This window comes from Methylophaga sp. UBA3603 (assembly GCF_002375335.1).
GTDB lineage: Bacteria > Pseudomonadota > Gammaproteobacteria > Nitrosococcales > Methylophagaceae > Methylophaga.
Window position 1 is genome coordinate 234,576 of record NZ_DFMC01000002.1, and the last position, 16,125, is coordinate 250,700.

15 protein-coding genes are annotated in these 16,125 nt (G+C 44.7%); 8 read left to right on the plus strand and 7 right to left on the minus strand.

The features are described 5' to 3' along the window. Positions 1 to 9 precede the first annotated feature (9 nt). From B4F66_RS01715 to B4F66_RS01725, 3 genes are all read right to left on the minus strand, one after another. On the minus strand, positions 10 to 1,995 hold the full coding sequence (locus B4F66_RS01715) for a site-specific recombinase (protein WP_292358293.1): 1,986 nt from the start codon (positions 1,993 to 1,995) through the stop codon (positions 10 to 12). Between the two features lie 246 nt (positions 1,996 to 2,241). Beyond that, complete coding sequence (pstS, locus tag B4F66_RS01720) at positions 2,242 to 3,306, minus strand: phosphate ABC transporter substrate-binding protein PstS (protein ID WP_292358292.1); 1,065 nt, start codon at positions 3,304 to 3,306, stop codon at positions 2,242 to 2,244. A gap of 228 nt (positions 3,307 to 3,534) precedes the next feature. Then, positions 3,535 to 5,373, minus strand: a complete 1,839-nt coding sequence (locus B4F66_RS01725) for a metallophosphoesterase (protein WP_292358290.1) — start codon at positions 5,371 to 5,373, stop codon at positions 3,535 to 3,537. A gap of 342 nt (positions 5,374 to 5,715) precedes the next feature. On the opposite strand from B4F66_RS01725, the gene B4F66_RS01730 reads away from it, so the two are divergent. After that, positions 5,716 to 7,176: a phospholipase D-like domain-containing protein gene (locus tag B4F66_RS01730; RefSeq protein ID WP_292358289.1), complete on the plus strand. Its 1,461-nt coding sequence runs from the start codon at positions 5,716 to 5,718 to the stop codon at positions 7,174 to 7,176. Between the two features lie 235 nt (positions 7,177 to 7,411). Here the strand turns inward: B4F66_RS01730 and B4F66_RS01735 are convergent, their stop codons facing one another. Then, entirely contained in the window at positions 7,412 to 8,698 is a 1,287-nt protein-coding gene (locus tag B4F66_RS01735; protein WP_292358287.1) for an MgtC/SapB family protein, read from the minus strand. 242 nt (positions 8,699 to 8,940) lie between these two features. On the opposite strand from B4F66_RS01735, the gene B4F66_RS01740 reads away from it, so the two are divergent. The 6 genes from B4F66_RS01740 (at position 8,941) to B4F66_RS01765 (ending at position 12,981) form a co-directional block, all read left to right on the plus strand. Then, positions 8,941 to 9,195 carry a DUF1488 family protein gene (locus tag B4F66_RS01740; RefSeq protein WP_292358285.1) on the plus strand — a complete coding sequence of 85 codons (255 nt, stop codon included), beginning with the start codon at positions 8,941 to 8,943 and terminating at the stop codon, positions 9,193 to 9,195. Between the two features lie 40 nt (positions 9,196 to 9,235). Next, positions 9,236 to 9,856: a uracil-DNA glycosylase family protein gene (locus B4F66_RS01745; protein ID WP_292358284.1), complete on the plus strand. Its 621-nt coding sequence runs from the start codon at positions 9,236 to 9,238 to the stop codon at positions 9,854 to 9,856. Positions 9,857 to 9,975: 119 nt separating this feature from the next. Then, a complete protein-coding gene (locus B4F66_RS01750) occupies positions 9,976 to 10,251 on the plus strand; it encodes a TehB family protein (protein WP_292402858.1) in 276 nt (91 codons plus the stop codon). A gap of 99 nt (positions 10,252 to 10,350) precedes the next feature. Beyond that, complete coding sequence (locus B4F66_RS01755) at positions 10,351 to 10,671, plus strand: hypothetical protein (RefSeq protein ID WP_292358280.1); 321 nt, start codon at positions 10,351 to 10,353, stop codon at positions 10,669 to 10,671. Positions 10,672 to 10,955: 284 nt separating this feature from the next. Then, a complete protein-coding gene (locus B4F66_RS01760; RefSeq protein ID WP_292358278.1) occupies positions 10,956 to 11,252 on the plus strand; it encodes a DUF1840 domain-containing protein in 297 nt (98 codons plus the stop codon). A 154-nt stretch (positions 11,253 to 11,406) separates the two neighbouring features. Continuing rightward, positions 11,407 to 12,981, plus strand: coding sequence for a cation:proton antiporter domain-containing protein (locus tag B4F66_RS01765; RefSeq protein ID WP_292358276.1), 1,575 nt, complete (start codon positions 11,407 to 11,409; stop codon positions 12,979 to 12,981). 52 nt (positions 12,982 to 13,033) lie between these two features. Here the strand turns inward: B4F66_RS01765 and ycaO are convergent, their stop codons facing one another. The 3 genes from ycaO to B4F66_RS01780 all read right to left on the minus strand — a co-directional run bounded on the left by ycaO (position 13,034) and on the right by B4F66_RS01780 (position 15,583). After that, entirely contained in the window at positions 13,034 to 14,776 is a 1,743-nt protein-coding gene (gene ycaO / locus B4F66_RS01770; RefSeq protein WP_292358274.1) for a 30S ribosomal protein S12 methylthiotransferase accessory factor YcaO, read from the minus strand. 139 nt (positions 14,777 to 14,915) lie between these two features. Beyond that, entirely contained in the window at positions 14,916 to 15,119 is a 204-nt protein-coding gene (locus tag B4F66_RS01775; RefSeq protein ID WP_292358272.1) for a DUF3185 family protein, read from the minus strand. A gap of 29 nt (positions 15,120 to 15,148) precedes the next feature. Next, positions 15,149 to 15,583, minus strand: a complete 435-nt coding sequence (locus B4F66_RS01780) for a GlcG/HbpS family heme-binding protein (RefSeq protein ID WP_292358270.1) — start codon at positions 15,581 to 15,583, stop codon at positions 15,149 to 15,151. Between the two features lie 214 nt (positions 15,584 to 15,797). On the opposite strand from B4F66_RS01780, the gene B4F66_RS01785 reads away from it, so the two are divergent. After that, positions 15,798 to 16,109: a hypothetical protein gene (locus B4F66_RS01785; protein WP_292358268.1), complete on the plus strand. Its 312-nt coding sequence runs from the start codon at positions 15,798 to 15,800 to the stop codon at positions 16,107 to 16,109. Positions 16,110 to 16,125: the final 16 nt, after the last annotated feature.

The following is a 16,125-nucleotide window of genomic DNA, read 5'->3' on the forward strand; positions in this document are numbered from 1 at the left end:
GCAAAGAGTTCAGGACTTATTTTTCTTATCTTCTTTTAATGCTTGTTGAACCGTGGTGACCGGAAAAAATAAACGCAGCGGTTTTTCCTTAATCTGTTCCCATAGGCTGCTTAGCAAGACTGGAAAACGACTTATTTGTGTGCCGCGGGAACGTAATGCGACCATCAAGGCGAGTGAAAAGCTGACCCAGAGATTAACAAAACCTATCAATAATACGTAAAACAAATGGATTAAAAATTCCACTAAGCCCATCTGGGTGCTCAAAGCGCTGTAGCCTAAATTGGCAGATGAAAAAGCCACATGACGTATATCCAGTGGCAAGTCCAGCAAATAGCCTATATAGCCAGTCGTCCCCAGCAATACCCCAAAAAAGAAATTACCAGCTAGCGAGCCGTAATTTTCGTGCATATACTTTGCGAATTTATCCCGGCGTTCTTCTTTTAACCATTGTAATAATCGATGTTGCTGAAGGCGCATTTCTAACTCGAGATAATCCGCTCGATTATCAAAATATCCGGCAATAATCCCTGAGCAAAACAACCACACACCTGCAATTGCAGCATAAAACAGGGCGAGACCCTCGAAGGGGGCAATCGCATGCAGCTGGTAACTGACAGTCGAGGCATCTAGTAAAGGACTATCGGTGAACATAAAGAAACTGAATGCAATCACTGCCGCCAGCAAAATGGCTGTTGAAAGATTGCCCCAAACGGCTGCCCACTGAGACCGATTAACATCAATTAATAAGCTGGCTAATTTGCGATGAGCAGCACGTCCGTTTTCACCTTGTTCTACTTCACTGGCAAAACTGGCTGCTGTCATTGCAGGTTGTTTGGTGGCAATGGTGAAATGTAAAAGATGGATAAGGACAAACCCGAGACCATAGTTCAGGCTGGTGAGTACTGTTTCTTTTAATGGACTGAAGCCCATGTTCACGATACTGATTTTTAACAAAGCCATTAACGCAATAATAAAACCCGCACCGGCCGCTGATCGGAAAAGCGCATAAAAGGAGCTTTTACCACGGCTGATGTAATGTTCGCCATGATCACTTTTGTTTTCAGTAATACTACGGGAGAGCATGGCAAGACTGTTGCGCATCAAGGCGTAGAGACTGTTCTTGTCAATGGCCGAAACAATCAATGATTGCCAGAGCGCCAGACTTTTACGTTCTACTTCTATTGTTTCTGTGGTGGTTAAAATGGACATAATTTGTTCAATACGCCCCAGCGTCTGTTCAAGACGTTCTAGCAAATGTGCCACCGAGACTGAGGAGCCTGCTGCCCCGGCGCCTTTCCGTCTCAAGCGTGAGACCTGTTCGCGACATTGATCCAGCATTACCCAAATATGTTCGGGATCATAGGCCGGAAGTTCAGGTTCCTGAATACGGTCGAATTCCGTTTGTGTAAACAGGCGCAGTTCACGTTGCAGACCAATAAAGGCAGAGTCAATATCGATCAATCGCCGATCCATCCGAATCAATTCAGGTTCAAGTTCTTCGGCTGCAACCCAGATACCCAGCATTTCAACTGCATAAAGACATTGTTGGCGAAAATGTTTGACGGCGGTATTCAATGTCTCAGGTGTCGTGTGATCAACAAGGATTTGATACAGACGCAGCCATTGATCGTTGGTAATAGTGTCTAGCCATTTTTTATCTGATTGACGGTGAAACAGGAGAGTCAACACCCCTCTTGAGCTTTCGCGATCAATGGGGGGCGGATTAACTTTGTCATAAAGACGGGTCATGAACTCATTAAATACACCCCGCCGGGCAAAAATTCCTAAACTCACCAAAGCCGGATACAGGTTTAATTCAATTAGCCAGCTATGAAACTGCTGACCAAATTCTGCTCTCAGTTCTGGATTCGCTTCGATCATCTCCATAATGTCATCCAGTCGCTTTGATGCGTTTTCTGGATCGGTCTCTCTTAGCTGTTCGATGATGTCGATCAAAGCATCTAACAGTGGAGCCTCTTGTTTTAGGTCATGCATGAGACGTTCAGCGTTGAAATTGCTTGCCATTAAAATCGTTACTCGTTGAAAGAGGGGATTAAGTCATTACAGCTTAACAAAACCAGCATGATTTAACTGTTCTGTTCATATGAAGAAAAATTCATATCGGGAGATAAGAGAGGGGACAAAGTGTTATTGGTCGAGCTGGCATAAGCCAGCGCTAATGTGCTGGACGAAAGCTCCAAAGAGCCAGAGAAAATTGATATTTGCTTCTGACTCTTTGGTTCACTCGATAGTATACAGCCCCAACTTTTCCTGTTCTGCCTGAATAATCTCTTTCGATAAAGGAAGGTAATGCAATGGAGCTGCTAATGATTGGCCTTCATTCAGCGTCCATTTTATAAAATCTCTTACATCACTGCCGATGCCAGGGGTTTCATATTTTTTCCGTATTAATGCCCAGGTATATGCGACGATTGGGTAGGCCGATTCTCCCTCAGGATCAGCAATGGATGAAACGACTTGCTCTGCTTCTGAATAAAATTCATCGACGAGTCCTATGTCGCCCGTCTCGTTATTGGGCAGAACAAATTTTCCGCTTTTGTTTTCCAGACTTGCGACTTTTAAGCCAAGGCGCTGAGCAAAGCCGAATTCAACGTAGCCGATGCTATTATTGGTAATTGCCAGGCGTTGGGAGACTCCTTCGTTACCTTTTGCTTCCATTGTTTTTCCGGGCCAGTCCAGTTTTTTTGTTGCTCCAAATGTTGTTTTCCAGGCTGGGCTAACCGTCGACAGATGATTGGTAAACGCAAAGGTTGTACCACTGCTATCGGAGCGTGCAATGACCTGTATAGCACTGTCAGGTAAATTGATATCAGGGTTTACTTCAAGTATTCGTGGATCATTCCAGCGGGTGATTTCACCAAGAAAGATATCTGTATACACATTTCTTGGAAGTTTGAGTGTGTCAGTCAGACCCTCTACGTTATAAGCAATACTGATCATGCCGGAGGTGACGACGATTTCTTCAAAATTCTCATTTAAGCGAGCTGCTTCCTTTTCATTAATTGGCGCATCGGTTGTCCCGATATCTGCATCACCCGTTATAAACTGCTCAATACCTGCACCACTGCCTATCGAATGGTAGCTAAACTTTGTGCCCTGCTCATAGGTCTGCAACACTTTTTCAAATAATGGGGAGGCGAAGGTCGAGCCTGCAATGATTATTTCAGAACGGTTGTCATTAATCTCTGATATTTCAGCGGGATCATTGTTGGAGTCACAGGCGGTAAGGCTTAATGACACTAGCGTAACTGCAAAATAGATAATGGATGTAATCAAACGATTCATTGTATTTCCCTTTAACATCAATAGGTTCATGCTGTTTATCTGGTTCAGCTAACGTTTAGCATGTACTGGGAAGATACATATGTATTATTACATATATATGTAAATCCATATATTTTAGAGCGCTGATATATCCTGATGCGCTCAAATACATAGCAAATCCACGATTTGCTTATCGTTATGAGTCAGAAAGATGTATTGAGGTACGAGGGTGTTTGGGGAATGCCTAAGCTAATTGCCTATTGAAAATTCATCAAATAACTGAACTTCCGATGCTGGATCCGCGGTATCGAAAACATAGCTTTTCACCGTGCCGGTGCCTGTATCCAGAATCGAGAACGTGGTGAGTTGGTTACTGGAAACAAATGGTAAGGCTGGAAGTGTCTTATCTATTAAGCTCATTGGGCTGAAAAGGCTGGGTTGGATCATCTGTCGTCCATGAGGATCGCCATTGGCAGCGTAATTCGCCGGATCCCAACGTGAGTTTTCTGAATTCAACTCTATCCAGAAGTTGGCTTTGCTGTTGCGATTGTTTTGTTGATATGTGTCGGTTGGATCATTGTAATAAGCCCCTAGTGTATTCCCGACATTGGAGGTTTCCAGATAATGCATATTGCCGACTTTTGTGCGGTTCCATAGATGTGAGTGACCGATTTGCACCAGATCAACCTGGTGTTTAAGCAATAATGGTTCAATATCTCTAAGCCAAATATCGTCTTTAAGTAGATATTGATAACGTATTTCACGGATGTTGGGCAGCTTAGGCAATACGGTGTTTTGCCAATCTTGCGGGCTGATGGGAAAAGTTAGCTCGGTCAGTATTTCGATATTGTTTTCATCTGTTTCTACCAGTTGCATCAGTGGATTTGCCAGCACCGGTACAACATTATCGCCCAGTCCAAATACCCCTTGATGAGCGAGTACAACTTTGTATTTTGCCTCTTTAAATGCATCAGAATGCAACACACTTTCAAGCCATTGGTATTGCTCTGACTGGGTATCAAAACGCTCGAACATAAATTCGCCAAAGCCCCATGCATCAGGAGTTTGCAACTCGGATAAGGCTTCTACAAACTTGCTGCGATGCTGACCGCTTACATTCCATGATCGCCAAATCCGTGAAACATTCATCGAAATCAGAAAAACGTCCCCAAACGCCATGGCGTAATATTCTTTACCACCGGGACTGTCGTCCGGAAAGGTAAAAACATCCAGATAAGTTTGCTGATTATGCGAATTATCCTGAATCCATTGTGCTTTGCGTTGAGGATCATTGTCGGGATTGATTTGCTCTTTAAGCTGCTCATAAGCGATTTCGGCATACCAGCGCGGTTGAGGATCATTAAAGCTATTGTTCATTCGGTGATCAGATTGCTGAGGGAGAAAACGCCCCATCACTTCATGATTACCGATAGCAGCAAATAGTGGGACATGTTGCAAAATTTCACCGCCGTTGTAGACCGCGTCGGGTTTGAGTTGTTGATAGCGTCCCTGCAGCGTCGGGAAAAAGGGTGGTGCACCGTCTTCGAGTTGATCAAACCATTCCGATGCACGATCGGGGATATTGACCAGATCACCGGCAAAGAAAACCGCATCGGGTAGACCGATTGTTTCCACCACTTTCTGATAGTTGGCTGGAGAGTTGGTTTTTGATTGCAGATCCGAGGTAAGTAGAATTTTCAGTGGCGTATTTTTTTCTGGCAACGGCGTAAGGCTATAGCTGTCACTGAGAAGAACCTGTCCCTCATCGGTTATGCTTTTCACCTGATAATTCAGCCGCACACCGGCCCTGAGTGACGATGCTGTCGCTTCATGGCGGTAGACCTTTCTCAGTGTAAGAGTTTGATAATCCCTACCGGGTTGGGATGAATCTGCATCCTCAAACATGCTGGTCATCTTGGTGGTTGTGGCATCAGCAATCAGTCCATCACCATAGTGCAGTTGATGGCTTTGCCCGGCAAAGTTGGTAAACCAGACCACATTGACTGAATCTGCCGTGGGCAGTTGAAGAAAAGGATCGCTCAGAAAATCGCTATTTTCTTCGATGCTTTCCGGTACTTTTTTGACCACTGCTACTCCTGACGCATGAAATCCTGATAAAAAAACGAAACCCGTGATGATAAGACACAATTGAAATAACTTTGTCGTCAACATCCTGCGCGCTCTCAGATAGAGTGTAAGTGAATTTTTCTATCGAGTATCGTTAAAGCTCGTTACCAAAGGATGATCAGGAGTTGATTTGGCTAAAATTTTTTTGTAATGACTCTTTCAACCATTGAAATAACGAATGTGATTTTTGAACAGCACTACAGTCATCAAGTATTCTTTCTCAACAAAACAGGCGTCATGAGCGACGCAGTTCAGATGGATTTGATATAGATAGATAGGCCAAGCTAAAGGGAGCGTTGCTAAATGAAATTGTTTATTGCTGACAAACCTACTCAACGTCGGCATTTGGGATTATGGCTGCTGACATTGTTGATTGTTGTGTTGGTTGGTATGGGCTTTTATCACGTCTACAAACCGCTACCTCCCGGGTTGGATATTTTTGCCTCCGAGCGCTCTGCTACCGATGTGCAGTTTTTGGCGGACAGAACGTTTACCAGCACGGATGGTGAACGCCATACCGATCAACAGATATTCGATGCCATTTTTGAGATGATTGCCGGTGCCCGTCGATTTGTGCTGGTGGATATGTTTTTATTCAACGATTTTCAGGGCCAGCTGTCGGAGACACACCGCCCTCTCTCTGACGAACTGACAGATGCTCTGATTGCCCAGAAAAGGCGCTACCCGACGCTTGATATACAGGTTATTTCCGATCCACTGAATACTCTTTATGGTGGACGCCCTTCGCCACATTTTGCTCAACTTGAAGCGGCAGGTATTTCTGTCACATTGACCGATTTAACTCGCTTACGCGATAGCAACCCGGCATATTCTGCCTTCTGGCGTCTGTTTATTCAGCCCTTTGGTAATGATGAAGGGGAACTGTTGCCCAATCCTTTTGGGGAGGGACGGGTTTCGCTGCGGAGTTATCTTGCCATGCTTAACTTCAAAGCCAACCATCGCAAACTGATCATTGCCGATGATGGGACGCAACTTTCAGCATTGGTTACTTCTGCCAATCCTCATGATGGTAGTAGTGCTCACGGTAATGTGGCGTTGCGGTTTAATGGGGCCGCAGCCTGGGATTTGTTTGACAGCGAAGCAGCGGTGCTGGAGTTTTCGGATGCCCCCGTTCCAATACCTGAAGTAGCACAGATATCAGAGGCGAGCAGTAACGGTCTTACCGTTCAGGTGGTTACCGAACGCTCTGTTGAGCGAGCCTCAATTGAGATGATTGATGGAGCCGGGTCTGGCGATAAGTTGGATATGGCGATGTTCTATCTTTCTGACCGAGACATAGTAAACGCACTCAAGCGGGCGGCAGAGCGCGGCGTGAGCATGAGGGTTTTGCTGGATCCCAATAAAGATGCCTTTGGTCGGAAGAAAAATGGTGTACCTAATCGTCCTGTGGCCCATGAACTAGTAGAAGCGGGCATTACCGTGCGCTGGTGCAATACGCATGGCGAGCAATGTCACGCAAAATGGCTGATGCATCGAGGGGGTGATGACCAAAGTGCAATGATGCTTGGCTCAACCAATTTAACCCGTCGCAATCTGCATAACCTAAATCTTGAAACCAGTGTGGTTCTGCGTGGATCTGCTGAGGCTGAACCTTTGCAGCGCGGCCAGAATTGGTTTGAAGAGCGCTGGAATAACAGGAATCAGCGAAATTACAGCGTAGGTTATACCCAGTATGCCGATGAACGAATCTGGCCGCGTATGCTTTATCGCATTATGGAAGCCACCGGAATCAGCACTTTTTAAGTTTCTCTCTGCAAAAGCAAACTAAATCGGCTTTTTTTAAATGGACTTACATTTGCAAACACCAATCAAAGTGAGTAAATCAGACTTGGCTTTCTCTTGACGCCTTATATTTCAGCACTCCGCGGGCTTTCGGAAAGAGTGTAGAGCAATTTTTCTAAGGGATATTGGTAAAGCGTATTGCCAAAAAAATTAAAGAAGAATTTTGATCAGCTGTAAGTTGAAAACGCAGGCAAATTTACATCCTTAAAAAAACCACCGCTAAACCGGAGGATAATGATAGTAACATCGGTATCAGTACACGTGTGCCCAATCCAACGGTTCCGATGCCAAGAGCCAGACTTGCTTTGAAAAGATTGTTAACCATAGCGGCGATAATAATTGCTAACACTGCAGTAGCCGCCATTAAATCCTCACGTGCCATGCGGGTCAGGGATAAGGTAATAGCATCCACATCTGTCAGTCCGGAAATAGCAGCCAGTAGAAAGACTCCTGCATCACCCATCACATTTTTCAACCATTCGCCGAGCAATAAAATCACTACCAGTAATAAACCAAAAAGCAGAGCAGAGCGTAGTTCCAGTGGATTCTGCCCTTGAGGCTGACTTACGTTAACTGAGCCGGAGTGTTGCCACCATATCAGTGCAGCTGAGCCATAAAGAAGGCCTCCCATTACGATGACAGGTATCAGCAACTCTTTCAGCAACGGTGGATAAATCAGTGCAGCATAAAGCAGAATGCGTGGGAACATAGTGCCGCATGCAATGAGGATTCCTGCGGCCAGGAGCGGGCTTAGCTGACGTGAGTTTGACTGTCTTGAAAGGCGTGAAAAATGTAAAGTTAGCGCAGTTGATGAGCTGAGACCTGCAAACAGGCTGGTAAACATGATACCGCGTGTCGAACCACCGAAACGCATAGCAAAATAACCGATGAAACCAATTGCAGCGATGAGCACCACCATCCACCAGATTTCTCTGGGATTGAGTACATCGCCCGGCCCAAACCCTTCGTTTGGCAATAACGGCAGCACCACCACGGAAATCAGCAGAAGTTTCAGTCCTGCGTCCAGTTCATTGGCTTCCAATGTTTTCAGAAAACGATGAATAGATTCTTTGTTATCTAGAATCGTTGCAGTCACAACTGCAGCGGCAGCTGCGATCACAGGTTGTCCGGCAACTACCAGCGCACCAAAGCAAAATGTCAGTACCTGACCCACCCAACTGGTAATACTGAAATCTTGCTGCTGTCGGTTTTGCATCAAAAACCCGGCAAGTCCGGCCAATGCAACCATAACCAACAATATTGCAGGTACCCAGTTACCCAATTCGCGGCCGAGTTGAACTGACAGGCCACCAAGCAAACCAAGGAGCGCGTGCGTGCGAATTCCTGCAACGCGTTGTCCTGCTGCTTTATCACGGGCGAGCCAACCACGTTGTAATCCGATTAAGGCACCCAGAGCTAGAGCAATACCGAGAGCAAAAAGGTCCTGGCTGACTGCGCCGAGAAAATCACTCAGTTGGTACATTAAAATAATTCCTGATTAATGACTGACAAGCATTATAAGCATCAGCTGGTACTCTTTAGTAAGCATTGTAATAATAATTAACAGTAATTAAAGATCAACGAATCCAAATAAAATCATGGGAATGCAATGCTTAAATTAAGATCCGTAAAATTGATTTACCGAAGATAACTTGTCAGTATAAATCCACAACTTACTTTGTTTCGCTTATTAAGCTAAAGCCTGAGCAACCAAAAGGAGATGTTATGGATATCGACTTTACCGGTGAATATTTGGTTAATGATCAAGATGTGACGTTTTATGCCATAGTCAATAATCAGACGGTGGCATGTATTGTTTCTACAGCGGCCCTTGATGAGTTGGCTGACCCGGATGATGAGATGGATGCTGAAACCGTGTTTCTGGAGCATCAATATAAATTTGAAGAGATTGCTGAGGGATTGATCCTCAACCATAAAGTAGTTGATGGCGAACTACATATTGATCGGGGTGAGTTGTAATTATTCTGTTTAAGGTTCACTGGCTCCGGGATTATTCGTTTTGAAAAAATCTGCCAATTGCCAAGAAGATGATGCGTTTGCATTGCTGAATGAGGTTCGTGGTTGTCGGATTTGTGCTGAGAAGTTGCCGGTTGAGCCACGACCCGTTTTGCAATTTCATCCTGCTGCACGAATTCTGATTGCCGGGCAGGCCCCAGGCCGAAAAGTACATGAAAGCGGAATTCCGTTTGATGATGCCAGCGGTGATAGATTGCGAGCCTGGCTTGGCATATCACGCGATGTTTTCTACGACGAACAGCAGGTTGCTATTCTGCCCATGGGATTTTGCTATCCGGGGACGGGTAAGTCAGGTGATTTACCACCCCGACCGGAATGTGCTCCGACGTGGCGTGACGACTTGCTGTCCAAATTGGAAAATATTCAATTGACCTTGGTGGTTGGCCAATATGCTCAGGCTTATCATTTTGCTGATAATAAGGCCTCACTCACCGAAAAAGTCTTAGCATGGCATGAACTATGGCCACACGTTGTGCCTTTGCCACATCCAAGTCCGCGCAATAATCGCTGGTTGAAAAACAATCCATGGTTTGAACAAACGTTATTACCGGATTTACGTCATCGGGTGGCCGAAGTTTTATCCGACTCGCAAGAGGCTACATAAGCTGGTCGTGGGGGAAATGCAAAACGACATAATTGAATGTTATATATAGTCGAGAATCGACGATTTTATATATGAATTTGCAGATTTCTGCATGCTCCGGTTCTATTTAAGAGGTAAAGATGATGAAATCGCTACCAGACAATGTTGTTGCATATAAACGCACGCCGGAATTTGATGAGAGCTCTATCCCCACCGGTTTACTGAACAATCACCAAACCAAGGAGGGCGTATGGGGAAAGATTGTGGTTGTAAGTGGAAAATTGCTTTATACCATTCAGGATCCATTCGAAGAAATCCTGTTGGATTCAGATAAATATGGTGTGGTGGAGCCCGCTGTTTTGCATCAGGTAAAACCGATTGGGCATGTCGATTTTTTTGTCGAGTTTTACCAGTAATGAGTATTACAAGTCCCTTTAACCAAAATTATTGTCGGCAAGATCGCATAACAGCGGATAATTGGTTGGTACTAGGGTTTATTAATTGGAGACAACAAAATGAAAATACTGGCATTAGTGGTAAGTCTGTCAGCTGCATTAGTCCTCACCGGCTGTGCAGTGAAAACTTCCGGTGTTAAAAAAGTTGGCCCTGATACCTATACGGTTTCAGCTGACCATCTGAATGCCTCCACGGCAAAAGCTTCTGTTCTTGAACAAGCTGGTGAGTATTGCGTCAGTCAGGGAAAAGAGCTACTGGTCACTAAAACCCTGAAACGGCAAAAGGTGAAATATTTTTATGATGTAACTTTCCTGTGTCTGGATGAAGGTGACCCACGGTTGGTAAGTCCGGAATACGAAACTACGGTTGAGCCGAGATAATCACGGCTATTCGTCATTAACAAATCCGGCAGATCGAATCGTTCTGTCGGGTTTGGTATGAAAGAGGTTAGATAGCAATCAGCCTCATTTTGCTCTATGGTTAACACAATGAAGTGATGTATTTGCCTCCGCATTTCTTGCGTCCATTTTCCCTCGCTTGATATACCCTGTTTTGCTTAAGCGTCGTTGATAAACCGCAAAAACTTTTCCGATACTTTAGCGCTGAATGTACTGACCGTGACGTGGTTATTTACAGCTCAATAAACTTTTAATGGAGAACTAGAATGATCGTAACGTTTAGCACCAAGGCTTACGCCGATATCACCATGTTTGGTGATGTGGCCAAAGATATGTTGAAGATTATGGGGCATAGCGGCACCATTCCAGGCGCCTTTCAGCCGCAGGACTTACCATCGGCTTTATCAAAACTGCAAACAGCGGTTGATTCCAGTAAAGCAGCTGAGCAGGATCCTCAAGATGGTGAATTTAAACCGGGCCTGTCACAAAGAGCATTACCGTTAATTAATCTGTTAAACGCAGCAATTGATGCCAATGCCGATGTTATGTGGGAAGGTAAATAAAACTATTCACAATTTTCTGGATTAACGCACCTTAACCTGTCAGAACGGACGAAACGAATAAGATCAATAGGCCCTGATATTTTGTGCGGTATGATTAACCTTTATTCGATATAACGATTGGCGTTAAATCAGCCAGCAGACGGGGAGTCATATCGTGGAACCGGCTTATTTTATTTATGCTTTTGCAGGTGGATTGCTGGCGATGATTTTACGCCTGCCACCACTGGCAGGATTTCTTGCCGCCGGTTTTTTACTCAACTATTCGGGTTATGAGCTAACACCAACGCTTGAGGCCATCGCCAGTCTTGGTGTGACCTTATTATTGTTTACCATTGGACTTAAGCTCAATATTCGCACCTTATTGCAATCTGAAGTATGGGGAGTGGCAAGCTTACATATCACCCTCTCAAGTCTGTTATTTGTAGGATTCCTCGGCTTACTCAAGTTCGGTGGTATTTTGCTGATGCAATCTACCGACTGGACAGCGATAGTGATTCTGGCCTTTGCCTTGTCATTTTCCAGTACGGTGTTTGCCGTTAAAGTCCTCGAAGAGCGCAGTGAAACCCAATCGTTTTATGGCCGCGTAGCGATTGGTATTCTGATCATGCAGGATATTTTTGCAGTGATTTTTCTCTCTGCCACTACGGGCACGATGCCGTCAGTTTGGGCTTTAGGTCTGTTTTTACTGATTCCGGCTGCCCCTTTTTTAAGACAATTACTGGATCGCCTTGGACATGGCGAAATGCAGGTATTGTTCGGCTTTGTGCTGGCACTGGTGGTAGGTTATAAGCTGTTTGAAATGGTGGGCTTAAAAGGTGATTTGGGTGCATTGATTATGGGTGTTTTGCTGGCACCGCATAAAACATCAGCCAATCTGGCGCGTTCTTTATTCAATATTAAAGAGTTGTTTCTGGTCGGCTTTTTTCTATCGATTGGTCTGACCGCTTTACCCAGTTGGGAGCATGTTGGGCTGGCGTTGCTGTTATTAGTGCTGTTGCCGTTGAAAACCTTGTTGTTTGTGCTCATGTTCCCACGGTTCAGGTTGCGTATCCGTACCTCGGTGTTAACCTCACTCACCCTGACCAATTATTCGGAATTTGGTCTGATTGTGGCTGCATTGGCGATGTCTGAGGGCTGGCTCAGCAATGATTGGATGGTGATACTTTCTTTATCTGTTGCCATGAGCTTTGTAGTGTCAGCCATTTTGAACAACTACAACGAGCGGATATATCAGCTAAGCAAGTGCCGATTAACAGAGGTGCCGACAGACCAGTTACATTTGCATGATAAACCAATTGAATTGAATTCAACTCAGGTAGTTATTTTGGGAATGGGTAAGATCGGTCGTGGGGCGTATCAGCGTTTGCAGCAAAAATACGGCTTAAAAGTACTCGGTGTTGATAATGATCAAAATAAAATCAGTCGTTTAAATGAGCGATTCAGGATCGTGGAAGGCGATGCTGTTGACTCCGACTTTTGGAATAAATTGCTGATGAGCGATCAGATACAACTGGTGGTACTGGCCATGCCGCATCATGCCGGTAATGTGTATGCGCTTAAACAACTGAGAGGACGTGACTTTAAAGGCCATGTTGCAGCCATTGTGGAATATCCCGATGAAGTTGAGCGTCTGAAGAATCTCGGTGCTGATGAAGTATTTGAAGTCTATGAAGGCGCAGGTTTATCGCTGGCGGATCAGGCAATGCAGAGGATTGAGATTAAAGACTAATTTGGACTTGTGGGCTGCTTAAAAGCAGCCCTGCCATTTTAAAGATTTTTCTCTATTTCCAATTTGACCGTTTGGCTTGCTGGAGTTTTTCATAGCCTGCCAATAACGCATTATGTCGTTCAAACCCTTCCAGGCTGAGGCCGGGGCAATGCAGATTGTGGAATAGTTTTTCACCTTCGACGATTTGAATGCCATCATCGACATTTTGCTGACCATACATTAATGCCAGGCCTTTGGTGTATTCAGCGTAATCACGTTCATCATCCCATTTGATTTCCAGCAGTGCTTTCAGACAACGGTAAAATAAAATATTCTGCTCGCTGCCCTGATCCAAAGCCAGACACCAGTCAATCCAGTCAATTGCTTCTTCATCTTCCAATGCCAGATAGAGCATGGCTTTGAGTTCGCCAAGACGAATATCTGCCCATAAAGTGCCGGGATCTGCGGCCAGCCCGATAAACGGTGCGACGGGAGTTTGATCGTTATAACCGCCTTCATCCAGGCGATCCAGAATATCCTGCCATTGTTCCGGGTCACCATCTTTCAGAGTCAGGAAATCCTCGCGGAATAATGCGCCTTCATTATTGTTTTCCCACACCAGTTCATCAACGGGATAAATATCCGACATGCCCGGCACCAGAATCCGGCAGGCGTAAACATCAAGGTGACTGTAATCGGCAATGTAGATATCAAATCCAAGTTGATGGATTTTATCGGTCAGGAATTTGAATTCGTCAGCGGTGGCATCATCATAATCCCAGTCGAAGAAATCATAGTCCGGTGTTTCACGGAAAAAGTCGTTAGAGATATAACCGCTGGAATCGATAAAGTGCATTTCCAGATTGGCGGGGGAAGCGACTTCATCGAGATCAAATGTTGGTGGGTGGAAAACATCCAGCTGATCCAGACCGCGTCCCTGTAATAGCTCTGTGACAGTCCGTTCCAGCGCCACTTCAAAACTTGGATGTGCCCCAAACGAGGCAAATACTGACCCGTCTTTAGGATTAATCAGTGTGACGGACATTACCGGAAATTGACCGTCCAGAGAGGCATCGGCCACTTTTAAGTGATAGCCATGATCACGCAGTTCCTGTAATGCCTGTTGGATTTTTGGATAACGGTTTAATACTTCATCCGGTACTTCGGGCAGACAGATACCTTCAGCAATAATTTTGTTTTTCACATAGCGTTCAAAGACTTCGGATAAGCCTTGAACCCGGGCTTCATTCTGGGTATTACCGGCCGACATACCATTGCTGACGTAAATATTGCCGATAAGGTTGACTGGAATATAACGAACTTCGCCATCACCAAGGCGTTGATAAGGCACTGCACAGATACCGCGTTCGCCATCGCCGGAATTGGTATCAAACAACATGTCCGGGGTCAGTTCATTTTCCGGATCAAAATATTTCCACAGGCTTTCATCCATCAAGCCTTCGGGCATTTCATCACTATCCATGTCAAACCAGCGTTCGTTGGGATAATGCACAAATTCACTATTGCTGTGATGTTCGCCCAGATAGAAGTCGGCAAAGAAATAATTGCAGCTGAGCCGTTCGAAATATTCACCCAACGCACTGGCAAGACAGGCTTTTTCGCTACTGCCTTTGCCATTGGTAAACATCAAAGGACAGGTTTTATCACGGATATGGACTGAATAAACATTGCTGACCGGGTTAAGCCAGGATGCTTCTTCGATATCAAAACCAAACGACTTTAGTTTGGCCTGCATGGTGGCGATACTGGTTTCCAGATCGCTGTCTTTGCCTTTGATAAATGTTTTCTCAGTCATGGTGGATTCTCACTTGGATAAAAAAGCCCCCAATAACGGGGGCTCTTTCAATTAGCCGATTTAGAATCACATCTTAACAGTTCGGCAGATTTAGATTCTGACTAGTTGTCTGGAGGTCAAACGTATAAAACGAATCGTTTTATTTGCGACCCAAAGCCAAAAAGCCACCAACGACTACCGCAACTGCGCCACCGATGATGTACCACATGGTTTCATCAGTAAAACGCCCAGTGAACGTTTCGGTCACTTGATCGCCCAATGATTGTGAGGCATTAAAACCAAATACCAACAAGATAATGCCGATAACTACTAAAATTATGCCTAAAAGCTTTTGACCACCCATGTTCTCTCTCCTGTTAGCGATTTATTTTTTTAAGTTCTCCATGGGTGTTCTGGTAAGTCACAAACGCCGATTGTTTCAACGCCTGCACGTGCAACCAGATCATCATTTTCAACCGAGCTGCCACTTACCCCAATCGCACCTGACATAAAGCCTTCAACATCAACGATTGGCACACCGCCTGGAAAAGTAATCATGCCATCATTTGAATGTTCGATGCCATATAAAGGCTGACCCGGTTGAGATAATTGACCGATTTCACCACTGGGCATACCAAAATACACCGCCGTACGGGCTTTTTTGATAGCAATATCAATACTGCCAACCCAGGCATCATCCATACGATAGAATGCTTTCAACGCGCCACCGGAGTCAACTACAGCAATACACATACGGGTGTCAGTTGATTCAGCTTTTTTGAGGGCGCCATCAATCGCTTTTTTAGCCGCTTCTGAAGTAACGTGCATGGTTATCTCCTTAATTGAGTTGCTGGATCAGAAACTGTTGAAAAAGTATTTTTTCAACAACTATATTTCATGGAGAAAATAGGACCCAGACAGGGTTTAAGATTTATATTGAAATCTTAATTTTAATAAATGCCTTTCTACTGTAAGCGGCCTCGATATAAACGCAATAACATAAGTCAAAACCCTTGATAACTATTGATTACAGGAAAAGTCTATGAAAGCAGTTTTTTTACTAGTGATGATATTAACGAGTGTATTTATTAATCAGGCAATTGCAGAAGATCGGCGTTTAATCCAGCAACAACTTGATGAAGCTTGTGAAACGGCAAGGTTGGAAAAGTTGGCGCCTATCCGGGAAAAATATGCAGCAGAGTGCGTTGCTGAGTGGGATCGCAGCCAGCAATATTGTGATCGTTTCTATAGCGATTATGGTAATAAGGGGGGCGACCAGCCGGTATTGTTTTATGATTTACCGGAATGCGAGAAAGCCTGGAATTACCAGCAACGATATCGCAGTGCAGATTAAAGCCAGCTTAATGGAA